This is a genomic window from Brevibacillus laterosporus LMG 15441 (assembly GCF_000219535.2).
GTDB lineage: Bacteria > Bacillota > Bacilli > Brevibacillales > Brevibacillaceae > Brevibacillus_B > Brevibacillus_B halotolerans.
Genome location: NZ_CP007806.1, coordinates 1666818 through 1692576, shown reverse-complemented (window position 1 = coordinate 1692576; position 25759 = coordinate 1666818). Strand labels below are relative to the sequence as shown.

Genomic DNA, 25759 nt, shown 5'->3' with positions numbered 1-25759 from the left:
GCATCACTAGCAACTCACACGAGTTATGCTACTTATTTCAAAATATCGTTATAATAAATGTCAGGAAAACGAAATACGTAGAATGAAAAAAGCGGTAGGTATAACCTACTGCTTTTTCTATTGGTCAATTTTATCATTTTAGCTATCAATCTAAGCGTTTATGTATCTTCGCCGAAACAAAACGAATAAGACCTATCATCTTTTGATTCACTATCTATCTTCCTTCATTCTTGTTGTTCTCACAACAGTTCTTTCATGGTGAAACGTAAAAAGCTACCTTCCATAAAGAAAAGGTAGCTTTACGTTCTAGCACATATTTTTATCGTGCTTCATTGAATGAAATAAACTCTTTAGTTCTTTTTTTTTAAAACAAGATCACGAACCATTTCAATCGCTTTCTCTTTTCCAAGCGGGAAGGTTCCAAGAGACCATGTAGGGTTGTCTAGCATATAAACATGTCCATTTTTAACCGCTTTTAGCTTACCCCAAAGCTCCGATTTCTGCATATCATCCAGCTTTTTCTGTGCCACAGCGAGATTGCTACCGTATAATCCTAAGAAAATATAGTCTGGATCAAACTTATACAGATTTTCAAGCGATACGATTTCTACAAGCTTTTCTTTCGGAGCTCCTTCTGCCATAGGCAAGCCTAGATCAGTAAATAAAACATCTCCTAAAAGCGCCTTACCATAGATACGATATTGGGAAGCGTTTGTTACATATAGAGCAAAGGTTGCATCCTTCGATTGCTTTTTAATTTCATCCCCAATTTGTTTCGCTTTTGCATCATATTGAGCAAGCCATTCGTTCATTTCTTTTTCTTTGCCTAAAATACTTGCCATTTCCGGGAATCTTTCACGCCAAGTGTAAAAGTCTCCTTCCAGTTGAACGGTTGGTGCAATTTGCGTAAGCTGATCGTAAAGCTTTTCAGTGCGATTGCTTGTAAGAATCAAATCTGGTTGTAAGGCCATTACGTCTTCTACTTTAACTGAACTAGTTTCAACTAACGCTACTCCGTCAAGCTTTCCTTTTAAATAATCCGGCAAATCAGGGCCTGAAGTAGACATCACAGGCTTGATCCCCATAATTAATAATTCTTCGGTTGCATAAGCAAGGTCAACAACACGTTTTGGATGTACAGGAATTTTCACTTCTCCGCGGGAGGTTTTTACCGTTTTAAACTCAGTGTCCCCTGCTTGTTGGGATGCTCCTTCCTGCTTACTTGCTACTGAAGCCGATTCCTTCTGGCTGCAACCTGCAAAAACAAACAATAGTACAAAAATAATCATTACATTCATGAAACGTTTCATAGATTGATCTCCTTTTTTATCTATAAGCACAAGATGTGCCCTACGAGTTACTACAAAAAACCCCAAAGAATATTATATTAGTAGCTTGTTAGGTTTTCGTTTTCATTAAAAGATAGATGAAATAGGGCGCCCCAAGAACAGAGATTACGATACCAACTGGAACTTCTGTACGCGTTAGTATATTACGTGCTACTAAATCGGCCAACAATAGCAGTAATGCCCCCACAAGCGTAGCAGTAGGGATGAGAAATTGATGCTTCGGTCCAACCAGTTTGCGGGCGATATGTGGTGCAACCAGTCCGATAAACCCAATACCTCCACCAGTCGCAACGCAAGCTCCAGCAAGTCCGGCACTCACAAAAATTAATTTTCCACGCTCTCGTTCTACTCTCATTCCAACACCAGTTGCTAATTCATCGCCTAGATTAAGTACATTCAGATATCGAGCTTTCCATATCGCATACGGAACAAGAATGAGAATCCATGGAAGTATGGCAATAACAAAGGTCCAACTGGTTCCCCACAGGCTACCTGCAAGCCAGACTGTAGCATACATGAAATTTGCAAAAGCAAGCTTTAATGACACAACAGTATTTATCGCACCGATTCCAGCCGACACTGCTATCCCTACAAGAATTAAGCGAATTGGAGTAATCCCTCGCTTCCACGCAAGCATAAAGATAAGCAATGAGGTAACACCGGCTCCTATTAAGGCAACTAACGGAATCATCATAACAGGCAGAACATTCTTAATATCCTTTGTTTCAAATGCAAAATACATGAACAGCACTACAGCCAATCCAGCTCCTGCGTTAATCCCCAAAATACCCGGGTCTGCCAATGCATTTCGAGATAAGCCCTGTAAAATTACACCAGAAACCGCGAGTCCACTGCCAATGAGCAAAGCAATGACCAAACGTGGCATGCGAAACTGAAAGAGTACCGTTTCTTGCTGACGCGTTCCACCATTTAAAAACGTCTCCCATACTTCCAATGGGGAAATAGGAATTGAACCTGAATTCAAGCTAATTAAGATTACTGTAACAATCATCGCAACAAGCAATCCCATGATGAGAGGCGCGCGTTTGTATAAAATTGATTGCATCATAAACTCCTTCCTTCCCTACGAGCCATATACAGGAAGAACGGTACACCAATAACAGCTGTAACAGTACCAATTGGTGTTTCATATGGCGAGTTGAACCATCTTGCTGCAATATCTGCAAAGGTAACAAGTACACCACCAAATACTGCCGAACAAGGTATGATCAACCGATAATCAACACCAACAATCGAACGCATGATATGGGGAATAATCAATCCTACAAACCCAACTCCCCCTGCAACAGATACTGCTGCCCCTGTCATGAACAATACGATTATCGTGCAGCATGTCTTAATCAACATGGTTCGTTGCCCAAGTCCAATAGCTACGTCTTCACCAAAACTAAGAACCGTTACATAGCGTGACAGCATAATCGACAATAGAAGGCAAACGACACTAACTGGCAAAATCATGCCAATCGCATCCCATCGCACCATTGTTAAGCCGCCCGCTGCAAAAAAGCTCATATCCTGAGCGATTTTAAAATAAATGGCTAGCCCAGTTGATAAAGCACCAAATAGAGTGCTTACCGCTGTACCAGCCAAAACAAGCTTAACTGGTGACATCCCTCCTGGTGACAGCGCACTGATTGCGTAAACAACCATGACCCCAACCGCAGCTCCACTAAAAGAAAAAATAACCATTTCAAAATAATTAATTGCTGGGAAGAGAATCATAGCGATCGCAATCGCCAGACCTGATCCTTGTGACAGGCCCATAATGGAAGGAGTTGCTAATGGATTACGAGTGATTCCCTGCATAATTGATCCAGATACCGCAAGGCAAGCACCGACAAAAATTCCACTTAATGCTCTTGGCATTCGCAATTCGTAGATGAGTAGATGTGCAGGTGAATCAGAGTTGAAAAAAAAGATCATATCCCATACTTCTCGGAACCCGACGTCTGCGGCACCATATGAAATAGACAGTAAAAATCCGAGCACTAGCAGGAAAACACCAATCGTGAGCATCATGCCTGCAACCATATAACGCGGTGCTTTATCTACTGCTCTGGATAAAGAATGAGCCGCTCCTTCTTCTGACATCAGTATAACCACCTTTATGTACAATAAAAAATTGCAAAAAGCATCAAAAACACGATATTGATAATCATTATCATCTTTTGGCCAGTACTTATTTTAGCAAATATAACCTATATGTCAAGTGTGTTTATTGTTAATAAATCTATCAATTGAGATTTAGTCATGAGAAGCTATACAAATGATTGTACCTCTGATCTAGATTGATGATTGTTCATAGAATCACTGAGAAAATAGAAAGAGAGGAATGTTTAAAAAACAATCCTCTTGAAAAGCAAATGATCTATTCCATTTGACTTACCCAAAATGAAAACGCCTTCAATAATCGACCTCATTATGCGGTAATTTTGTTACCAGCTTAGCAATGTCCCTATAAAACATCGTAATATCCGAGAAGCCAAGTGAATCAGATATACTTAATCCAATTAGATCGAGATGATCCCAGCCTGCTTTTTTACCCAAATAGTTCCATTTACCGATTTGTGCTTTCTGTCTGTATGGAACAATTTCATCTGTTTCTGGACCGATCATTGAATTTGTATTAATAACCCCATCATTTTCCCACCACGATTCATCAATAATCGGACGATTTTGATCGTTTCGCAAATATGATCCCATAAATAGCGCATTTCCCAATAATGCTTTATTCATTGATAGGATGGGGATATGCACTCCTGTCAATATTCCTGGCTTTGTTGCGCTGGCGCTATAAGAAAAATAATAGACATCTGGTTGCGTTTTTACCCAGCTATTCAATTCCCGGGCCCCATCTGTACTAAGGTCCCATTGGCAGGTATCTTTGGTATCACTCCAAATGGGGCTATTCCATACACGCTTTGAATAGCTAACAAACGATTCGTCCTTCTTTTTCTTAATCCCCCATTGATCCAGTTTAAAGTCATACACCGTGTAGTCTGCACTATGTAGAAAAAAAGCAGTAGCAACAAGAAGATCCTTAGCAAATGGAATAAACGTCCCTACACCATCAGCAAGGGTTGTCCCATTGTGAGGACTAGCAAGTGTTGTAACACTCCGAACAAATGATTTGCCACCTTCAAACAAAGGAGACAATTCTACTTCAGGATGTTGATTTTTATATTCCTGCTCCTCACGACTACCTTCGTTTAATAATTGGACAAGAGTACGGCTTGTCTGTCCGCCCATACTGTGACCGACTAGATGCACTTTATTGTTCTCATCCCAATTCACATTAAATCCTTCATACGTACGTCCAAAACGGGCATGTCCATGTTCCTCGGCATGAGCCGCTCCATAATCCACTGTTCCCCCATTTATTTGAGCATACAACTCACAAGCACGATCCCAGTTACTTGAAACAGGCCCTACAGCCGAGGTAAATACTTGGTAGCCATCTGTTTTTAGTTTTTCCTGTATATCATGAAATCCACCCCAATACTTAAAACCAAGTACCTCTTCTCTTCCCCAGCCTAGAAATCCATTTACTAGGATGATCGGTTCTTTGTTGTTATTTTCCGAATATTCTTCCGCCCCAACAGCAGGTAAAAATCCGAAACAGGCATACGTCATCAATGAAATAACCAAGAGCAACATCGCTTTTTTCATATTCCTTCTCCTCCTATCAATTTGGATTTGAATGATGATATACCCGGGCAAAACATAATGGGTAAACAACACACCTAGAACAAGACAGCTACCACCTAGAACCTCCTTTCATCTGCAAACTTTTTTCTACAAAATACCATCTATTACTAACATATATTATATTATTAATTTTTACAATATTTTACAATAAAAATAATTTGGATTATTTTTATCAATAGGTGCAATTTGATGAACTAGTAAACGATGTAAATCATTAATTTCATAGAGGAAATAACACATAGAAAAAAAAGACAACGAAGGAATCCCGTTGTCTTTTTACTGTAAAAGAATTTTTTTAACTACTATTCTTTATCAATCGGAGATTTTATGTAATCTGCGTAAAAATCAAAAACAATTGTCCCGTTTGAGGTTTTTACAGCATAGAAAATCTCATCTAGATCCTTTCCAATCCGTTTGATTTCTTTATGCAACCAGTCCTTTGATAATTTATTTTGGCGTAAATTGTCTTCTAATATTTGCCCTTCCATAACTAGCTCTATCGGAAATTTTTCTTTCCCTCCTGTGAAAATTTGCAAATCCTTCTTAGTTACACTCTGAAATTCTGTTTTCTTTTGTACAGATAATTTTCCATTAGTCTCTACAACAGCATTCTCAACCTCTTGGAGATTAAAAATATCTTTTTGCCGAAGAGATTGGTTAAGGGAATCCATCGTATATTTATTTTTCCTCATATTCTCCTCTAAAATTTTCCCATTTTCAATAAGTACGGTGGGCGCTCCCGATATCCATTTTCTTGATTTTTGTATTTTAATAGCTATATTTGACATAAGATAAGAAGTTCCTGAAAATACCGCTAAAGACAAAATCAATTCCATCATTTTAATTTTTTCATTAAAAGCTAAATTGGCTGCAATCGCCCCCAGTGTAATCCCTGTCACAAAATCGTGAAACGTCATGTTAGATAAGGTCTGCTTTCCTAGAACTCTGGCTACCAGTAAAAGCAGACCAAATGAAAGGATTGTTCTCCCTATCGTGTCCATATATTCATGCATGATTGCTCACCTCACGTACAGTTTTGACCAAGAGAATAAATACATATACCCGATCAGTAAGTAGCAAGTCTTTTGCATGAGAATTGCTATGTTACGTTATCGTCATCCTTTAACGCTCTTCTCCCCTTGATACCTCCTTTTGCTCATAAAAAAACCTCATTCAACCAATCTCCAATCAATACATGGAGCTACTTGGTCTCATGAGGTATACATCAAATTTCAGTTCTGATTTATTTAGTTGCTTCAGGAATAACTCTCTTTGCAAAAAGAAAGTAGTTATACCAATAGTCGTCCTCTAGTTTATCATTTTGGAAATCACTAATAATTACACCTATTCCTTCTTCATAGGTGTGGAGGATTTTCCCATCTCCCAAGTAGATCCCAACATGTCTAACCTTATTTAGACCCGTTTCATTAGGAAATTTTTCATCTGCAAAAAACAAAAGATCTCCCTTTTGGATTTGATCAAATGGAATCCATGTCCCTTGCTTCGCTTGCTCTCTAGCGTGCCAGCCGAGTGAGATGCCAAATTTCCCATACAGGTATTGTACATAAGAAGAGCAATCAAAGGTTTTATCTTGAAAACGTTCTGCACCATAAACATAAGGGGTTCCCATATAGGTTTTCCCTAGAGAAATAATATGATCAGCCGTATCTTCCCATTTCGGTTTTGATACAGTTATTGTAGAGCTATGATTGGTTGTCCCGTTTTGCTTTTCTTTATTTATTCCAGTTGCATAAGCAGTACCACAGGTAAAAGAAAGACCAATGGAACAAATAAGCACGGACTTTGTTAGGATTGAGCTGAGTTTTACACTTGAAACCATACCTATATCCTCCCTTCTTTCCTCACACAATCCTACCAAAGTAATCGATACTTTCCACTAGTAAAAGCTTTCCAACCAAATCACTATCTTCAGAACACAACAAGCTGAAATGTACTACATATAGATTATTCGCCGGGAAAAACGCAGAAAAAAGTAAAGAGACACACAACTAAAGTAAAGTACAACATGAATGAATAAAGGAAAACCTTCTAGCATTCGTCCAATTGTATAGCAAAAAACAATAAATACACCGGACTCGATTACTATTTTCCATGATAAAAAACGTCGCATGTAATGCAAATTCCAAAGTAGAGAAGCTAGTTCAAAAGATACAATTCCAATGACAATCCCACTGTATTGAAAGGAGGGAATTCCAACCAGCCAATAGTTGATAATGATTGAAATAATAGAGCCTACTATTACACCTACTAACGGTCCTTTTTTTCGACCTTTCACCCATAGTATGTTAGTGGAAATGTCTCGAATCCCTGATAAAAAAGGAATCAAAGATAGACTAATCAAAGAATAAGCAAGGGAAGCATCTCCCGTAATCGCTTGTGAAATGTTTTGACCATACAAAAAGAAATACAAGGATGCACTAATTCCCCATAACCAGCCAACCTTCATAGATTTGTTGACACGGCTTCTAAATTGCCCCACATTATTCTTTTCCCAATTCCCCGCAATTTTAGGAATAATCACATGCAGAAATGCAGATGTAACCATCGAAGGTAAATAAACAATGGTTAATGCCATACCTGTTATTTCCCCATAAATGCTGGTAGATTGATGAGCAGTTAAACCTGAATGCATGAGACGGTTGGGAATTAATATCGAGTCTATAAAATCCGTTAATGGAAGTAACAGCCTAGTTGCCAGCACACTTACAGACATTTTTAAAAAAATCGAGGTTTCAGTGCTATGATGAAAACGTGAAGGTAGACTCAAGTAACGCAGCTTCTTGCGCTGTAGAAGATAGATCCCGATAAAAAAAAGAAGAGCTGACAATCCTCCCACTACAGCTCCAAGCACCGCTCCTCCAACCGCAACTGATACTCCATACGAAATCCAAATATTTGCTAAAACAAGCATCGTAATAACTCGCATTGATTGCTCTAGCAGTTCAGAAAAGGAAATAGAACCGTATATTTCAACTCCTTGAAAAAAGCCGCGGAATAAATGGAGCTGAGGTACAAACAAAAAAACAGGTGACAGGAGTTGAATAGCGACAGTTAGTTTTGAATCTCCGTACCAATCAGCAATGATCTCAGCGTAACTGTATGATAATATCGTTGCACTTCCACCTAAAATGCACGTAAGAATTAGGGAGACCTTTAGAAAATACATGCCCTTATGAACATCCTTGGCTGTTGCTAAGGACAAAGAGGTAGGTAGCCCTGCTGTTACTAAGGTTAAAACAAATCCATAAAAGGCATACACCATTTGATACAATCCCATACCTTCTGCGCCAAAAATCCGAAATAAGAAAATACGTCCGATTGCACCAATTATTTTGACGAGAAATAGAAGACCACTGCGTAAAAGAAATTGACGTATAATAAGTGGCAGCCCCATAGGTCTACTCCTTATGAAGAGTTTTCATTAAGAGATGTGTATGTGGGGCTGTCCCATGTTATTCCATAAATTCTTTCTGTTAATCTCTGATATGGATCAGATAAAATTTGGTTTTCTTATCCCATCCCAAATCCCACGGTACATGATAACGATCAGCGGAATGAGAGTTTACTAATACATAGCCCTGATCATCCCTAGCGGTTACGATGGAGAAATGATCAATATTCCCTTCAAGTTCATAAGCAATCAAATCGCCTGGTTCAAGATGGGAAAGGGCACCTTGAGGAAATTTTTTGTTCGGTTTCGCTACCTCTTTATATGTCCCTCGTGCAATTAATTTACCGTACCCACTATGAATAAGAAATTGGTACAAGGCATCGGTTCTGATCCAAGCAACGCTCCCACCTTTTCTATAAAACCACCCTCCATTCATAGGGAGTCCTCCACCCTCTAGCGGGTCCCCCAGCACTTGAGAAGTGAAATTGGTACAGTCCCCTCCTTCATATGTATAATCTGCGTATTTCCGGTTGTATCGGTGGTTGTTCCCTGCCATAGGGGCCGCACCAGCATACTTTTCGGCGTAAGCAACCGCTTTCTCACGGTTATATCTTATTTTTTTCTTTCTTTGCTTATATGCGGCTAACTCTTCTTTGGTAACGAATTTTTTTGATACAGGAATTAAATTCGGATTTTCCTCTAAAGGGTCCAGATACCATTCTTTCACAATGTACCATTTGCTATCTTTTTGCTCTAAAGTTAGGAGATGTCGCGTTCCAATTCCAAATTTTTGTGGTTGAAAGGGGACACCATTATGTTGGTACGTGATTAGTTGTGATTGTTTTAAAAAAACCTTTGCTTTCGCTCCTATACGCTTAATATTTACAATTTGAATTTTACTTTCAGCATCTATAAATGATAGGTTTCTTTTTGATCCCCATGTATGAATATACGTACTTCGATTTCTTTCATGTTCTAGTGCAGATCGACTGCTTTTATAAGTAGTAAGATAATGATGCTTGATTACCTCATGCTCCTTCGTGATCATTGCTTTGGAACGTTCGTTATACATACTATGTAACAAGCTTTCAATTTCTGCATGCTCCGCTTTAACCTCTTCTGTATTATTTATAAACATAATGGTCAAAGCTACAAGAATCCAAAATACCTTTTTCATTTTGAGTCCCCTACATTTCGTATTTTATCCGATCTTTTACTGGTATAACTTGTTCTATTTCCCCTGTGGGCCATAAAAATAATTCATTTTATAGGATATCCATTGATTCTCAGGAGTATTTAGGATTCATTTACCAGTTACAATACGAAATGTAGAGATTAGTCCAACCACAGATGCTTCGCCTTGATAACTTTTTCTTCTATAAAGGATACCAAAATGGACACGTTTGTAGGAATTTTTTACTGTCATATCCCTTTGCCAAGTGGAGACTATATGAAATGTAGTACACCATTAAACCTTGAAAGGACGAATAAAATGAAAAAATTAGCAGCTGCAACACTTGCTATTTGTTTTGTGTTCTCTAATGCTTCCGTATTCGCTATGGAAGAAGGACATCATAAACACCAAAAGGTAAAAACAGTGTCTCACAAGAAACATCACAAGGCAAAAACAATGTCTCACAAGAAACACCACAAGGCAAAAACAATGTCTCATAAAAAGCATCACAAATTCCATATTAAAGGAATGCCTAAAACAGGTATGGGTGGAGCAAGTAACTAAACAGTAAAAACTCTTTCAGTCTTTTCCATCAGGGAATGTTTTATGTAAAAACGAATCCCTGATGGAATATTTTCAATCAATTAAATAAGTAATGCTGTTATGAATAAGAGGTATGTAAGATGAGAATATTTTTCCTTGCTTTACTGATATGTATCCTTTCAGGGTGTTCAGGCTCCGCTAATCCGGAAAAAAAGCCTGCCATCCCCCATTCTCTATCTAGAGATCAAGCCTTTCCTCATGTTGAAGAAAAGCAATCAAATACAACAACTGGTTCCTCTTCAACTTCACAGAGAAAACCGGTAACAGCATCCTTCATACCAAATCGCCTACAAATTCCCTCTATTGGATTGGATACAACAATAGAAACAGTAGGAATAACAGTGGAAGGAAATATGGATGTTCCGAAGGCATTTGATAAAGTAGGCATTTTATCTCCGTGGACAAAACCAGGTGAAAAGGGAAATGCTGTTATTGCTGGTCACTTTGATCATTACACGGGTCCAGCGATCTTTTATCATTTAAAAAAATTAAAGCATGGCGATCATGTGATCGTCTCAGATTCAAACGACCATCGGCTTATCTATGCAGTCAAAGAAGTAACCACTTTTAAAACGAAAGAAGCTCCCTTAGAGAGAATTTTCGGCGAGTCAAATACCTCTAATCTGAATCTGGTCACTTGCTCTGGCAAATTTAATAAGAAAACCCAAGAACATGCTAAGAGATTAGTCGTATTTACAGAATTAAGTCAATAATTCCTGTATTCATGATAGGTAAACATAAAAAAGACCCTGATTAGGGGGTCTTTACTCGCTGAAATATTAATTTTTTCAATTGGTGAATACCTTCTCTAGACCGCTTCTGTGTACGGTCGTTCCCCATATTGATCCTTAATCGTAGGATAAGCACCATGCTTCAATAAATATTTCGCAATTAGTGTCCCATTTCAGCGGCATTTTGCAAAGGTCTGCTACCAATTAGAAATGAAAAAACAGCTCTACCGCAAAAGCTACGAATAGAGCCGTTTGATCGAAACCAAATCTTATGCTTGAGGGATCGTGATCACTGCACTGCGGTCTATAACATTACGAGCATTTGGAAAATCCGCAAGTTGTACATGTCTTACATCCTTCTGCATGCAATAATGTCGCAGAGCCGCATGATGGGCAGAAGTCTTTGTGATCAGCATCGCCGTATACGTCGTGATGCACCTCTTCTTTATCTGGAGCTGAGGTGATTGAATAGCTGCTAGTAGCTGCTACTGCCTGATGCTCGTCTTCCCCGTCAAGATGCATTTCTAACGCTTTTGCTACAGCATCTGGGATGGATTCCACACGGTTTGCTCCAAAACCAACTGCTCCTGAGCCACCAATCCCTTTTAAATGTTTAATTAACAACCGGGCCTTGTTGCCATCTGGTAACTCTCCAAAACGTAGGAATAAGGTGGATACGCGCCCTAAAGCCTCTGACATTGCAAACACATCGCTTCCAGCTTTTCCTACATTCACAATCACTTCAAACGGAGCATGATCTACATCGTTGATTGTAATATACGCTTTTCCAAGAGGTGTGTTCATTTTATAGGTAGCACCACTTAAACGTTTCGGACGTTTATTATAAGCACGTTCTGTAGCTCCATCCCTCCCGCTCTTCACACCCTGAGCCTGACCAGCAGACGCAGCTTCCTGGCTTGTTTTGGGCTCTGAGTTCTCCAGTTCCTTCGCTGATGCTTGATCGTTACTTGCTCCTACCTTCTCTTCCTTTTTCTCCGTAGACAATACCTGTACATCACGGCTGCCATCTCGATAGATTGTTACCCCTTTGCAACCTAAGTCAAACGCCAGTTCATACAGATTCTTTGTCTCTTCTACTGTGAAATCGTGTGGAGCGTTAGCTGTTTTCGAAATGGAAGAGTCTACCCATTTTTGAATTGCAGCTTGAACACGTACATGATCTTCAGCGGCTAAGTCCATCGCACAAATAAAATACTCTGGCAGGTCTTGACCCGGATGGGCATCCATCCATTCCTGAGCGATCGGCACGTACTGTTTATCAAAGCCAAGGCGACTTTGACGGTAGTATTCGAATGCATAATACGGCTCAATCCCTGTAGATGTACCTACCATCGTTCCAGTAGACCCCGTTGGTGCCTGTGTTAATAAGGTTACGTTGCGAATTCCTTTTTCACGTATCGCTTCTCGTACTTCTTCATCAAACTGTTTCATAAAACCGCTCATGAGATATTTTTCTGCATCAAATTTAGGAAAGCTACCTTTTTCCTTTGCAATATCAGCAGATGCCAAGTATGCTTCGCGGGCGATAAAGTTATAAAGCTTGTCCAAAAAATCTAAAGACGTAGGACTGCCATAACGAATCCCTAATTTAATCATCATTTCGGCAAGACCCATGGTTCCTAATCCTACACGACGCTCTGACTGCTGATTTTCTCTGTTCTCTTCAAAATGATAAGGAGTCGCATCAATTACGTTATCCAAGAAACGGATCGAATAACGAACAGCTTCACCTAGGCTTGTCCAGTCTACCTCGTTATCCAGAACAAATTTAGATAGATTTAACGAAGATAAATTACATACGCCCCAAGCTGGAAGTCCTTGTTCCCCGCACGGATTCGTGCAAATGATTGGGTTAAAATACCAGCTATTAGACATGTCATTATAATACTCTGTAAATACAACACCAGGCTCAGCCGATTTCCATGCAGATTCAATGATGGTATGCCAAATCTCCCGGGCACGAACGGTCTTAACCAATTTGACGGGTTTACCTAGCTCCTCGCGCCATTTTTTCATGTTTCCGTCCCACAATGCATCATAATCCGGATCATTTACATCTGGAAACACGAGCTCCCAGTCCAAGTCCTCTTTTACAGCTTTCATGAAGCTATTGGAGACACAAACCGACAGATTGGCATTTGTAACAAGCCCCATCGTTTGTTTTACCGTAATGAATTCCATAAGGTCTGGATGCCAATCATTCATCATTAGCATCAGAGCACCGCGGCGTGAGCCCCCCTGCTCAATTAGACCTGTGGTATAGCTGAACAAGCCGCCCCAGGATACTGAGCCACTTGAGGAACCATTGACTCCGCGTACCAACGCACGCCGAGGACGGAGGCTGGATAAGTTAATACCAACACCGCCTCCACGTGACATTATCTCTGTCATTTGAGTCAGCGTATCCATAATGCCACCTCGTGAATCATGCGGTGACGGAATTACATAGCAGTTAAAGAGGGTTAATTCTTCGCTTGCTCCTGCACCTGCTGCAATGCGGCCGCCTGGTACTAGTTTCCAATCATCTAGCAATTCACGAAATTTGCTTGTCCATTCTGCTTGTTTTTCTTCTGTCTTCTCTACAGAAGCAATTGCGCGAGCCAAGCGATCCCACATTGCTTCCGGTGTTACTTCAATTGGACGGGTCGTTTTTTCTACCGTTGTGGTAATGGTTTCTCCGTTTCTTAGTAGAATGGATACTTGATTTTTCTCCAGGGCAACAATTTCACCCACTTCTTTTTGCGGAAATTTCGGGTCATCCTTGGTTAATACGAGAACGGTATCTCCAACCTTTGTATTTATGTAATCCAGATCTTTCATTGCATAACGGTCCAAAAAGATCTTTTCACTTAACCCTTCTAATGGCTTATGTTCTACTAAACCCACGGTCTTTTCCCCTCCAAAATATATTTCAAATTGACCCTCTCAGATCATTTTGTTATCTTTATGTAAGACGGTTTTAACGATACCATACGCCTGCCTGCAAATCAATATATTGAATATATAAGAATTTTTTTCGACATTTATCACTAGATGTTGTGTTACTATCATCCTATTCCCTTGGGAGGAACTTTCATGTATTATGTAGATGGAGTTTGGTATAAACCCGATGAGCCTGCTATTTTTCCAGAGGATCGAGGCTATCAGTTTGGGGACGGAATTTATGAGGTTGTGCGTATCTATAATGGTCGCTTCTATCAATGGGACGAGCACATGGTTCGCTTGGAACGCAGTGCAAAGGAGCTTTCTCTAACGATCCCCACTCGCACAGAATTAACCGAAATTGCTCATAAAGTCCTTAGACAGTATTCCTTGCAATTTTCTGAAGATGCAATCCTTTACATGCAAATTACTCGTGGCGTGTCAGAGCGGCAATTTACATTCCCGTCAAATACCCGCCCTATTTTAACGATGTATGCTGTACCTAAATTACGCCCGATTCAACAGATGCAAAATGGTTTAAGGGCTGGACTTGTCGATGACATTCGTTGGTTGCGCTGTGATATTAAAAGTCTTAATCTGCTCGGTGCCACTTGGGCTAAACAGCAAGCGACAGAGCAAGGAGTAGACGAAGCAATTCTTCACCGAAATGGAACCATTACGGAAGCTACTTCAGCTAATCTATTTGCTGTGAAAGATGGCAAAATACATACCCATCCAGCTACTAACCTAATTTTGCACGGGATTACGCGGCGTACTGTTATTCAATTAGCCAAAACTCTGGGCATCCCGGTAGTAGAAGAAGTATTTTCTGTGAATTTTGCTCAAATGGCTGATGAATTATTCATTACTGGTACTACAAGCGAAATAACTCCCATCATTGAGCTTCAAGGTACGCCTGTAGGAGATGGTAAAGTGGGTACTATCGTTCGACGTTTACAAGAAGCCTTTGAACAGCACATCGCTATTGACCGTAATAGCATCACCAAGTAAAAAGACAGGGTGTACAACTTTTATAAAAAGAGCCCTCTTTTATATGCGAAGGTATTTTTCTAGTAAAAAAGCCGTTCTCCTCTTTGATGTTTGAGGGAACGGCTTTTTCTTACGCCTACAGTATTTTTTTGCTTCCGCTTATGTTTATTTTCTCCAAAAGCTTCATTGTGTTTGATTATAGATCAAGAAAAGTGGCTTCAGGTGCTTCTATCGGCGGAAATTCCATTCATCCGTACGATAACGATTTTCCGCTAATTCTTTCGCCAATTGCTGCTCTTCAGCTGTCAAATCCATCGGGATAAGCTCAATGCCCAGACCCTCGGCAAACCCTTGATAAAAGGCTTCAATCGCTTCTTCTAAAGAAATAGGTTTTGAGCTTACTTCGTTTATCGTAACGGCTTTTTGTTTAAAGCTATTCATCATCCGTTCCTTGACACGTTCACTCGGGAAGGTTAACAGAGAAAATAGCAAATCAACATCCATATCCAACAAGATGGAGCCATGCTGTAGGATAACACCCTTCTGACGTGTTTGTGCGCTGCCTGCTACTTTTTTTCCTTCTACCACTAATTCATACCAGGAAGGGGAATCAAAGCACGCTGACGAGCCTGGAGAATTATATTTTGCCTTCTCCTCTTCTGTAGCAAGCGACACCATCTCCGCTTTTAACCCTAGCTTCTGAAATCCATGTAATAAGCCCATGGAAATTACCTTATAAGCTTCTGTGACGCTTTTTGGCATCTGCGGATGGTCTTCGGATACTATCACACTATAGGTAAGCTCAGCATCATGAAGGACTGCTCGCCCTCCTGTCGGGCGTCGAACCAATCCAAGTCCAAGGCGCTTCACTTCATCAATATTGATCTCTTTTTCCATTTTTTGAAAATAACCGATAGAGAGAGTCGCCGGGTTCCATGTATAAAAACGAACGGTAGGCGGTACTTTTCCTTGGCTGTGCAAAGTTAAAATGGCTTCGTCAATTGCCATATTCATTTCTGGTGACATAGGCGGAGTCACCACATAACGCCATTTTTCCATTTCCATGCTAAATACCTCCCATATATCTACGTCCAATCAAGCGGCTGGGAGCAATCTTGTTAATGAGGACTGCTCGCACTCTATATCTGTCGCAAACAACGCTGCTTAGACATAGTACACTCCTCATTGTAAGGCTTCTATAGAGTAAGAGACAAGCGCCAACTGTCGAGCGCCTGTCTCTATCTATATTTCCTGATTACATTTATACTTTAAAATTGTTCATTACCGTCTGCATATCATTGGTCATTTCTGACATAACCTCTGCTGTCGTAGCCACTTCCTGTGAGGAAGCTGTTGTTTGTTCAGAAGTGCTGGCAATCTCTTCTGTTTTCGCAAATATTTCTTCCGCAACGGCCGTACTATTTTCTACTCTTGCAGAAATAGTTTCTTTTTCCTGAAGGATATGGCCGGCACTTTGACTTAGATGATGAATTTTCGGTCCGATATCTTCTACAGCTTTTGTAATGTTGGCAAAGGAATGCAATGCATTAGCAATATCGTTCTTCTGCGTATACATTTCCATCTGCATCTCATCTGCTGTTTGTAGCATATGCTCGGAATCCTTAGAAATCGTTCCAATCTGGTCACTAATGCGTTGGGAGAAAATGCGGGATTGTTCTGCTAGCTTTCTCACCTCATTTGCTACTACAGCAAAGCCCTTTCCATGTTCACCAGCACGCGCCGATTCAATTGCTGCATTTAAGGCTAATAAATTAGTCTGATCCGCTATTGTATTAATTAAACCTGTAAATTCATCAATCTTGTTTACATTCTCATTTACTTTCGTGATATTTCTAATTAGTCCTAAGAAGACTTCGTTGGTATGCTCCACAGATTGAGCAGCTTTATTCATATGTATGTCGCTTTCGCGTGCTACGTCTTGAATATCGCGAGTTAATTCATCGACTACTTGAATAGATTGGACAATTTCCGTTAGCTGTTCGCCAAATTCAGCCATAGTCTCAGCGATCGCTACTAGGTCTCTGGTTTGTTCTCCCACCCCAGTAGAGGTTTCATGGACAGATTGTGAGACGATTTCAAACGCCGCACTTAGCTGCTCCGATATAGCACTTAAATTATGTGAAGCCTTTGTTAAGTCATCTGATTTTCGTTGTACAGTATCAATCATTGCTGAGGTATTTACAACGGCATTCGCCAATGCCCCTCTCATTCTACCAAACTCCGTATTGTCAGCTTCCTCAATCTTAATGGTAAGATTCCCTTTTCCAAATTCTTCACAGTACTGAATCATTTCTTTAGCTGAATTATTAATAGAAGTAGAAAGTATATATGATACCAAAACGACGATAAAAATAACAGATCCCATTAAAATAGCATAGTAGCTCCATGCGTTCTCATATTTTTCTGTTGCATCTGAGTCTAGCTTGTCTCCATTTGTTGTTAAGTAAAGAATGAGATCATTTATATTATTATCCAACTTAATCGCATACTCGGCAAAGGTCTGCTTAACATCTTGCAGGACTGGGTTGTTTGCCTTTAAATACGTATCGCGAATCGTCACCCAATTTTCAAAATAGCTACGTAATAATTGATCAATCTGCATCTTCTTTTCTCGGTCAAACTCATTTTCTTCCCGATTCGTAAAGTAATCAGCTTCCGAAGCTAAAACAGTATTGTACAGCTTATCAATCTCGTCATAATTTTTTGCATCATACTCACTTATGGTTTGCAGAACAGCAAATCTTAGCTTATAAAAGTCTGAGCGTAAATTATTGGCTTTCACTAATGGATCTACGACATTTCGATTAATTAGCGTAGATGAATCATTAATATCTTTCATAAAATACATTCCTAGCCCACTCATAATCAAGCTGAACAGTAAACCAATCGCAACAAGGATACGAATATTGGTCACTAGGCTAATTTTCTTACAAATATTAAATACTTTCATTCGGTATGATTCCCTCCAGTCATTCCTTTACACTTTTATATCGGACGAAAGTATTAAAATAAATGATAAATATGTTACAAATTTGAGAACTATTATTGAACACCGGATATCTCGACACCAAAAACAACCGATTTTCCCACAGCAAATGGGGGAGAATCCGCACTTTAGTATCAAACATATTGCTTTTAAAAATATCGCTTTTCTTTACCCGTACCCTTCTTGGAAACAACAAAAAAGCTCCTACTCGTTAATGAGGAGCTTATACAAAAACATCCCGTGTAACCTGTAGAGGACACGGGATGTTTGATCCAACATATAAATTTTTAAGCTTCAGGCTGGTAGCGCAAGATTGGTTTTCTTGCTGCTGTTGCTTCGTCAAGTCGTTTTACTACCGTTGTATGAGGTGCTTCTTGAACCAATTCTGGATTTTCTTCGCATTCTTTGGCAATCTGCAGGAGCACCTCGATGAATTCATCAAGAGTTTCCTTGCTTTCTGTCTCAGTTGGTTCAATCATCAAGCATTCATCCACAATCAATGGGAAGTAGATTGTAGGTGGATGATAGCCGAAATCTAGTAAACGCTTAGCCATATCAAGCGTACGTACTCCTAATTTCTTCTGACGAACGCCAGAGAGAACAAATTCATGCTTACACACTCGATCAAAAGGTAACTCAAATGCAGGAGCTAACTTACGCATCATATAGTTAGCGTTTAACACAGCGTTTTGAGACACCTGTAGCAAGCCATCTGGTCCCATCGTGCGTATATAGCTGTAAGCGCGAACCAATATGCCAAAGTTGCCATAAAAACCTTTTACTCGGCCAATGGAAGCTGGGATATTGTAATCGAGTGTAAAAGTGCCTTCATCTGTCTTCTTCACCATTGGTTTTGGCAGGAATGGAAGCAAATCTTCTTTTACGCCAACCGGACCTGCTCCTGGACCACCGCCACCGTGAGGACCTGTGAAGGTTTTATGCAAATTCAAATGCACAACATCAAAGCCCATATCGCCCGGGCGAGCAATTCCTAAAATGGCGTTTGCATTCGCTCCGTCATAGTACAGTTTTCCACCCGCTTCATGTACGATCTGAGCCATTTCCACAATATTTTCTTCGAATAGACCTAATGTATTTGGATTCGTGAGCATCAAGGCTGCCGTATCTGGCCCTACTACCTGACGCAAAGCTTCAATATCAACAAGTCCACGTTCATCGGATGGAATTGTGATTGTTTCCAATCCCGCGATCGTTGCAGAGGCGGGATTTGTACCATGGGCAGAGTTTGGCACGATGACCTTCGTACGCTTTTCTCCCCGACTTTCATGATAAGCCCGAATCAATAGCAACCCTGTCCATTCTCCTGCTGCACCTGCCGCAGGTTGTAAGGTCACAGCGTCCATGCCTGTGATTTCAGCCAGCTCATTTTGTAGATTATATAATAATTCTAGTGAACCTTGCACCGATTCCTCCGGTTGATAAGGATGTACCTGAGCAAATCCTGCAAAACGAGCAATATCTTCATTAATTTTTGGATTGTACTTCATCGTGCAAGAGCCTAACGGATAGAATCCATTGTCAATACCATGATTCCGACGCGATAGTTCGGTATAATGGCGCACTAATTGCAACTCGGAGACTTCTGGCAATTCTGCTGGCGTTTTTCTGATCAAATGCTCTGGGAAATAAGAGGAGATCTCAGCTTCAGGAACATCATTTTTTGGTAAGCTATAAGCTACACGTCCTGGCTTGCTCATTTCAAAAATGATCTCTTTTTGTTTATCGTTACGCATGTAGGATCGCCTCCAATTCTTTTGCCAACTGATCAATTTCTGCTTTGGTTCTTAGCTCTGTCACGGCGATCAGCATATGGTTGGCAAGCTCCGGATAAGCGAGACCCAGATCATAACCGCCAATGATGCCTTTTTGTAGCAAGCTACGATTCACATCAGCTACAGCTATTGGCAACTTGATAACAAATTCATTAAAAAATGGAGCTGTAAATACATTTTCTACACCGTCTAGCTGGTCCAGCACCTGTTTCGCATAATGGGCTTTATGCAGGTTCATTTGTGACATTTCCTGCACTCCCTGTTTACCAAGTGCAGTTAACGCGATCGAAGAAGCCAGCGCTAGCAAGGCTTGATTGGAACAAATATTAGAAGTCGCTTTTTCGCGACGAATATGCTGCTCACGTGCTTGAAGGGTGAGTACAAAACCACGTTTGCCATCCTCATCCTTGGTCTGACCCACAATACGGCCTGGCATTTTCCGCATTAATTTGGAAGTTGTAGCAAAATATCCGCAGTGCGGACCTCCAAAGGACACTGGAATTCCGAACGGTTGCATATCGCCGACCACGATGTCTGCTCCTAATTTTCCTGGTGCTTCTAATAAGCCAAGTGCAACTGGATTGGAGGAGACAATAAGAAGAGCCCCTTTTTCATGAGTAAGCTGTTCAATTGCCCGTAAATCCTCTACGCTACCAAAAAAGTTAGGGTATTGAACCAATACAGCGGCTGTTTCCACCTCTAAAGCAGCCTGTAGCTGCGATAAATGAGTGACACCCTCCTCGGTGAAATCTACTTCAACTACCTCTACTTGTTGACCATATGCATACGTTGCAAGGACCGCGCGTGTCTCTGGATGAACTGTCTTGGAGACAATAACACGTGGCTTCCCTTTATGACCAGCCGCCATCATTGCTGCTTCCGCCATCGAGGTATACCCGTCATACATTGAGGAATTGGCTACCTCCATGCCTGTGAGTTCACAAACCATTGTTTGAAACTCAAAGATTGCCTGTAGCTCCCCTTGGCTGATTTCGGGTTGGTACGGAGTATAAGCAGTAAAAAACTCACCACGCAATAACATATGGTTAACGGTGCTTGGCGTATAATGCTGGTACACCCCAGCTCCTAAAAAGTTTACATGAGTGGTAAAGTTAGCATTTTTCGAAGCTAATCCGCCCATGAATTTTACTAGATCTGGCTCAGATAGCGCTTCGTCTATTGCTAATTCTCTTGGAAAACGTACTTCTTCAGGTATATCGGAAAACAATTCATCCACGCTGGAAACACCCAGAAATTCCAGCATCTCTTTCTTATCTTGCTCCGTAGTTGGTAGATAACGATATGTCACGGATGGTTCCCCCTCTGATTTAACTTCTCGAGTTCCTTACTTTTTAGGTCGTTTATAAAATGGAGTGGCGATAATTTTAGCACGCAGGCGTTTTCCACGTATCTCTACTTCTACCTCATTGTCGATAGTAGCATGAGCAGTTTGAATCAACGCCAGACCTACATTCTTTTTCAAAGTAGGCGATTGTGTCCCAGTAGTAACCTCTCCAATCTGTTCATCGCCAACAAATACTGGATAATGTGTGCGAGGAATACCACGATCAATCATTTCTAATCCAACTAGCTTGCGTAAAGCCCCGTTCGTTTTTTGCTCCAACAACACGTCATGTCCAATGCTTGGCACATCTTTATCTACTTTAACTGCAAAACCAATACCCGCTTCGATTGGCGTAATGTTCTGGGATAGCTCTTGACCGTATAATGGTAGCTTAGCTTCAAAGCGTAAGGTATCACGTGCACCTAATCCGCATGGAACCAAGCCATCCTCTTTGCCATTTACCAATAATTTTCCCCATAGCTCAATGGCATCAGCTTGATCCACGTACAGTTCAAAGCCATCCTCTCCCGTATAACCACTACGCGATACTAACGCAGTAATCCCATCAATGGAAACGTTTTCTTTAAATTGGAAGAACCCGATCTCCTTGAGGTTCATATCCGTCATTTTCTGTAGAATCGTTTCAGCAAGCGGACCTTGAATCGCAAGCTGTGCTATTTGGGATGAGATATTTGTAACAGTGACATTTTCTGTTAGATTTTCCTGCATCCAAGCAAAATCCTTATCAATATTGCCAGCGTTAATTACTAGCAAGTAATCATGATCTCGTTTTTTATAAATGATTAAGTCATCAACAGTACCACCATCTGGATAACACATCGCTGCATATTGAGCCTGACCGTCCTCTAGTTTAGATACATCGTTCGTAGTCAAGCGTTGTAAATAATACAGGGCACCTTCCCCTTTTACTTCCACTTCACCCATGTGGGATACATCAAATAGGCCTGCTTTTGTACGAACCGCTTCGTGTTCTTGCGTGATGCTACTAAATTGAACAGGAAGGTCCCAACCGCCAAAATCAATGGTTTTGGCCCCGTGTGTAGCATAGATCGGATACAATGGCGTTTGCTTCAGCTTTGACATGTAACCACTCGCTTTCTTCATCTCTTTGTTTTTCACCTAAACGAAACTTGGCGCCGGCAGAGTCTTGTTGCTCTTTTCCTATCTTTTTTGCATCATGATCATTTTTGATAGCACAAAAAAAGACAGCGAACCTGTAACAGCCAACGCAAATAAGCGCCCGCTCTCCAAGCTCTCTGTCCCGGTACCTGAGAGTTACCCTACTGGTAAGTAGGTTTCCCCTTTGGTGGCTTCTATGAAAAAAGCTCTCTCCAGAGGTGCGTCCAGTAGAGGTTCTTTTGCCTGAGAGATTCACCATTCCTGGTTTGCTCCTTCGGCGCTGCACAGATATTACTCGCAGTCTCTCCCTACTACCTTCATTCGCAAAAGAAGGGTTATTGTACATAAAATCTATGAAAGAAACGCATACTATAACGTGTCTTCCTGTCTGTCTCCTTTATCCTAACATGACTTTGGAAAGAAGAAAACAGAAATTTGCAAAACAGCAATTATTCATTAACGTTAAAACGCTTACATTATAAAAATGTTCGTTTTTAAATAGATTTATCTTGTGATTTCAAGATAGTAAGAAGGGAGATACCATGTATGACGAATTTCTCACTTTCTTTCGATACGAGCTGGGTTGCCCCTTTAGAAGAATTAATTCAGCAGGATGGGCCTTGGAATAAATGGGAGTTGTTTCAGCTCGCATTACAGGCAGAGGAGGCATTGGCAGTAACTGATTTTGATCAGCTTCAATGTTTAAAATACCTCCCTTATGTAGAACCCTTCCCTCATCAAATTGAAACGGCTAATCGCGTTCTGAATCAGATGAGGGGCCGGGCTATTTTGGCCGATGAAGTAGGGCTAGGTAAAACGATTGAAGCAGGGCTCATAATGAAAGAGTATATGGTACGCGGATTAGCCAAAAAAATTCTGATCCTTGTACCCGCTTCCCTTGTCATACAATGGACCAAGGAGCTTAATCAAAAATTCAGCATCCCAGCCATGCCACAAAAGAAGGAGTACATGTGGCGCCAATATGATGTGGTTGTGGCCTCCATTGATACTGCTAAACGGGACCCTCACCGTCGGCATGTGCTTGATATTGATTATGATATGTTAATCATTGATGAGGCACACAAGCTAAAAAATAAACGGACGAAGAATTATCAGTTCGTGAAAGAAATTAAGAAAAAATATTGTCTGCTGCTGACTGCCACCCCTATTCAAAACGAGATGGATGAACTCTATAATCTAATCAATTTACTTCGTCCTGGGCATTTAGGGCATACGCAGTCCTTCTCATCCACCTATGTAGATGGCAAACGCCAAGCTAAGAACAGTGGTAAATTGCAAACGGAAATCAAAAAAATCATGATCCGCAATCGCCGCAGTGACGGAGGAGTTCATTTTACTCCGCGCCGTGTTCAATCTATCCCGATTGAGTTATCTGTTGAGGAGCGTGCGCTTTATGATGGCGTTACTCAATTCGTCAAGGAAAGATATCAGCAGGAGACGGGAAAAGTCAATGCTCTAGCTTTATTAACCTTGCAACGAGAGGTATGCTCAAGTCGTGAAGCTGCCTTCATGACGTTATATCATATGCATCAAAAAGCTCCGGAGGACTCTTTGAAACGGGCGGAAATCATGCGTTTAGTCGATATGATCAAGCAAATTAAGACGCATTCCAAAGCGACAAAAACCGTAGAGCTATTAAAACAAATCAATGACAAAGTGATCATCTTTACCGAATATCGTGCTACGCAAAACTATTTACAAAAATATTTAAGCGAAAACGGTATTACATCGGTGCCTTTCAGGGGAGGCTTTAAGCGTAGTAAAAAGGATTGGATGACGGACTTGTTTCAAAACCGGGCACAGGTACTCATTGCTACTGAAGCTGGCGGGGAAGGAATTAACCTGCAATTTTGCAATCACGTTATCAATTATGACATGCCCTGGAATCCAATGCGCATCGAACAAAGAATCGGACGTGTTCATCGACTCGGTCAAAAAAAGGATGTGTTTATCTATAACTTATCCACCACCGATACGATCGAAGAACATATTCTTCGCCTGCTATATGAAAAAATTGATCTATTTGAAATGGTTATTGGCGAGCTAGATGATATAGTAGAACGTCTTGCTTTAACAAAATCCTTGGAGCAAAGTCTTGTAGAAATCATTATGGATTCCCGCTCCAATAAAGAAATGGCGTTAAAAATGGATAATATGGGCAGTGTGCTTCGCTCTCTACGCCAAAATAAAGAGCTGCATAAGCACCCACAATCCCTTCCGCAATCATAAGCACCTTTGCAACCGGTGGTTCAGGAAATTCTCACACCTTCATCACTTATCGAGAAAGGAAGTTCCCCCTCATGCAACAGACGGAAGTACGGGAATTTGTAGAAAAGTATTTTGCAGCCTTTCAGTCACACGTAGTTGAGAACCATCCAGACTATGTCACTGTAAAATTACCAGAGGATGTAGATAAGGATATCGGGAATCGCCCATTTTACTGGTCTTGGGTGAAGAAAATGAATATCGCTCCTCAGCCACTCCACCTTACCCTTTATTTTCCTCAGACGGAGATTCCAAAGGAGCTGCGGGCTGAACATATTCATTTTGGTTCAAAACGGCTTCAGCAAATTTTTGAATCTACTTACAAGCACGGACGTTTTGTTTGTATGTACGAAACTCCAAAGGGTATCTTGCAAAAAGCAAGTATGTCGACACGAAGATCGACAGCGTTAACTCCTTGGCTCCATTTAAATATAAAAGTTTCTTTTATCTGTGACAAAAAACGCGATTTCCTTCTTTCTCTCGGGATAAATCTACATCAAGCGCGAGTGGTTCAGGATTTTTACCCGTTTCTCAAGCGATTACAGCTTACTCCTGCTATACCTGATTATTTTTATACATTGGATCGTCGTCTGGACATTCCCCAAGCTATTGAGATGGCTAAAAGTGAGGTGTACCATTTTTTAGATAATCAAGATCATTCCTGGGCTGACCAAGCTCGCCTTCGTCTTCAGGAAGAGTTAGATATCTTAGAGGAATATTACAAGCATGCGGCACTAGAACAAGAGCGGGAGGAGGCTAAGGCTTCAAAAACAACTTCTAAAGGAGAAGCTAATGGAGAAGCCGATTTAGAAGAGGCCTCAAATGCTTCCGTTATAACCCTTACTCCACAGGCAAAGAGTCAAATCGATAAGAATATACAAGGTGAAACAAGCGAAACTCCGGTTCTTCACACGGATTCCCCTTCTCCATTGGGGCATTTGCTCTCGGTGAAGCGTCCGACACCTATCGCTGACGAATCGATCCCTGTCACACTCTCGCAATCCCCTGCAACGATGCAGGATCATTTACAAAAGGGTGGACGTATTCTTGATTTTCTACGAATAAATGGCATACAAGAAACACCAAAGGAGCAAATCGAACAAGGGGAATGGAAAGCAAGTAGTATCGAGGAGGAAAAGGAGCGACGTATGAGCGAATTACGCTGGCAATATGAACCGCGTGTCGACGTAAAGCTTATTAATGGTGGCTTGTTTTATTTATTTAATTTGCCACCAATCTAATCGGTGCGTTGCTTAG

At 40.7% G+C, this 25759-nt stretch carries 19 protein-coding genes and 2 riboswitches; of the genes, 5 read left to right on the top strand and 14 right to left on the bottom strand.

Features of this window, described 5'->3' with window-relative positions; all coding sequences use genetic code 11:
* Window positions 1–350 precede the first annotated feature (350 nt).
* The 8 genes from BRLA_RS07900 to BRLA_RS07865 form a co-directional block, all read right to left on the bottom strand.
* Window positions 351–1310 (bottom strand): ABC transporter substrate-binding protein, encoded by a 960-nt coding sequence (locus BRLA_RS07900; protein ID WP_003344183.1) that lies wholly within the window; start codon window positions 1308–1310, stop codon window positions 351–353.
* Window positions 1311–1398: 88 nt separating this feature from the next.
* On the bottom strand, window positions 1399–2418 hold the full coding sequence (locus tag BRLA_RS07895) for a FecCD family ABC transporter permease (RefSeq protein WP_041752018.1): 1020 nt from the start codon (window positions 2416–2418) through the stop codon (window positions 1399–1401).
* Window positions 2415–3461 carry a FecCD family ABC transporter permease gene (locus tag BRLA_RS07890; protein ID WP_003337966.1) on the bottom strand — a complete coding sequence of 349 codons (1047 nt, stop codon included), beginning with the start codon at window positions 3459–3461 and terminating at the stop codon, window positions 2415–2417. The genes BRLA_RS07895 and BRLA_RS07890 overlap by 4 nt, the downstream gene beginning before the upstream one ends.
* 312 nt (window positions 3462–3773) lie before the next feature.
* Window positions 3774–5003 (bottom strand): lipase family alpha/beta hydrolase, encoded by a 1230-nt coding sequence (locus BRLA_RS07885; protein ID WP_236867808.1) that lies wholly within the window; start codon window positions 5001–5003, stop codon window positions 3774–3776.
* Window positions 5004–5380: 377 nt separating this feature from the next.
* A complete protein-coding gene (locus tag BRLA_RS07880; protein WP_003337970.1) occupies window positions 5381–6091 on the bottom strand; it encodes a DUF421 domain-containing protein in 711 nt (236 codons plus the stop codon).
* A gap of 230 nt (window positions 6092–6321) precedes the next feature.
* Window positions 6322–6918: a C40 family peptidase gene (locus BRLA_RS07875; protein ID WP_003337971.1), complete on the bottom strand. Its 597-nt coding sequence runs from the start codon at window positions 6916–6918 to the stop codon at window positions 6322–6324.
* 114 nt (window positions 6919–7032) lie between these two features.
* Entirely contained in the window at window positions 7033–8493 is a 1461-nt protein-coding gene (locus tag BRLA_RS07870) for an oligosaccharide flippase family protein (RefSeq protein ID WP_003337972.1), read from the bottom strand.
* 79 nt (window positions 8494–8572) lie between these two features.
* Window positions 8573–9667, bottom strand: a complete 1095-nt coding sequence (locus BRLA_RS07865) for an amidase domain-containing protein (protein ID WP_003337973.1) — start codon at window positions 9665–9667, stop codon at window positions 8573–8575.
* A gap of 315 nt (window positions 9668–9982) precedes the next feature.
* Here BRLA_RS07865 and BRLA_RS07860 point away from each other — a divergent pair, with 315 nt between their 5' ends.
* Window positions 9983–10228, top strand: coding sequence for a hypothetical protein (locus BRLA_RS07860; RefSeq protein ID WP_003337974.1), 246 nt, complete (start codon window positions 9983–9985; stop codon window positions 10226–10228).
* Window positions 10229–10347: 119 nt separating this feature from the next.
* Window positions 10348–10980: a class F sortase gene (locus BRLA_RS07855; protein ID WP_003337975.1), complete on the top strand. Its 633-nt coding sequence runs from the start codon at window positions 10348–10350 to the stop codon at window positions 10978–10980.
* A gap of 330 nt (window positions 10981–11310) precedes the next feature.
* On the opposite strand, the gene BRLA_RS07850 is transcribed toward BRLA_RS07855, so the two are convergent.
* The gene (locus BRLA_RS07850; RefSeq protein ID WP_003337976.1) at window positions 11311–13905 is read right to left on the bottom strand and encodes an adenosylcobalamin-dependent ribonucleoside-diphosphate reductase; all 2595 of its coding nucleotides are present in this window, start codon (window positions 13903–13905) and stop codon (window positions 11311–11313) included.
* 189 nt (window positions 13906–14094) lie between these two features.
* Between BRLA_RS07850 and dat the strand changes: the two genes are divergently transcribed.
* Entirely contained in the window at window positions 14095–14952 is an 858-nt protein-coding gene (dat, locus tag BRLA_RS07845; RefSeq protein WP_003337977.1) for a D-amino-acid transaminase, read from the top strand.
* A gap of 207 nt (window positions 14953–15159) precedes the next feature.
* Here dat and BRLA_RS07840 read toward each other — a convergent pair whose 3' ends face one another.
* The 5 genes from BRLA_RS07840 to gcvT form a co-directional block, all read right to left on the bottom strand.
* Window positions 15160–15990 carry a lipoate--protein ligase family protein gene (locus BRLA_RS07840; protein WP_173645590.1) on the bottom strand — a complete coding sequence of 277 codons (831 nt, stop codon included), beginning with the start codon at window positions 15988–15990 and terminating at the stop codon, window positions 15160–15162.
* Between the two features lie 202 nt (window positions 15991–16192).
* Window positions 16193–17902 (bottom strand): methyl-accepting chemotaxis protein, encoded by a 1710-nt coding sequence (locus BRLA_RS07835; protein ID WP_003337980.1) that lies wholly within the window; start codon window positions 17900–17902, stop codon window positions 16193–16195.
* Window positions 17903–18225: 323 nt separating this feature from the next.
* The gene (gcvPB, locus tag BRLA_RS07830; RefSeq protein WP_003337982.1) at window positions 18226–19692 is read right to left on the bottom strand and encodes an aminomethyl-transferring glycine dehydrogenase subunit GcvPB; all 1467 of its coding nucleotides are present in this window, start codon (window positions 19690–19692) and stop codon (window positions 18226–18228) included.
* Window positions 19685–21040, bottom strand: a complete 1356-nt coding sequence (gcvPA, locus tag BRLA_RS07825) for an aminomethyl-transferring glycine dehydrogenase subunit GcvPA (RefSeq protein WP_003337983.1) — start codon at window positions 21038–21040, stop codon at window positions 19685–19687. Before gcvPA ends, gcvPB begins: the two co-directional genes overlap by 8 nt.
* A 36-nt stretch (window positions 21041–21076) precedes the next feature.
* On the bottom strand, window positions 21077–22180 hold the full coding sequence (gene gcvT, locus BRLA_RS07820; protein WP_041752514.1) for a glycine cleavage system aminomethyltransferase GcvT: 1104 nt from the start codon (window positions 22178–22180) through the stop codon (window positions 21077–21079).
* 171 nt (window positions 22181–22351) lie between these two features.
* A riboswitch (glycine riboswitch) is annotated at window positions 22352–22434 on the bottom strand.
* Window positions 22435–22438: 4 nt separating this feature from the next.
* A riboswitch (glycine riboswitch) is annotated at window positions 22439–22536 on the bottom strand.
* A 226-nt stretch (window positions 22537–22762) separates the two neighbouring features.
* Between gcvT and BRLA_RS07815 the strand changes: the two genes are divergently transcribed.
* Window positions 22763–24466, top strand: coding sequence for a DEAD/DEAH box helicase (locus BRLA_RS07815; RefSeq protein WP_003337988.1), 1704 nt, complete (start codon window positions 22763–22765; stop codon window positions 24464–24466).
* 71 nt (window positions 24467–24537) lie between these two features.
* Window positions 24538–25743 (top strand): YqhG family protein, encoded by a 1206-nt coding sequence (locus tag BRLA_RS07810; protein ID WP_003337989.1) that lies wholly within the window; start codon window positions 24538–24540, stop codon window positions 25741–25743.
* Window positions 25744–25759: the final 16 nt, after the last annotated feature.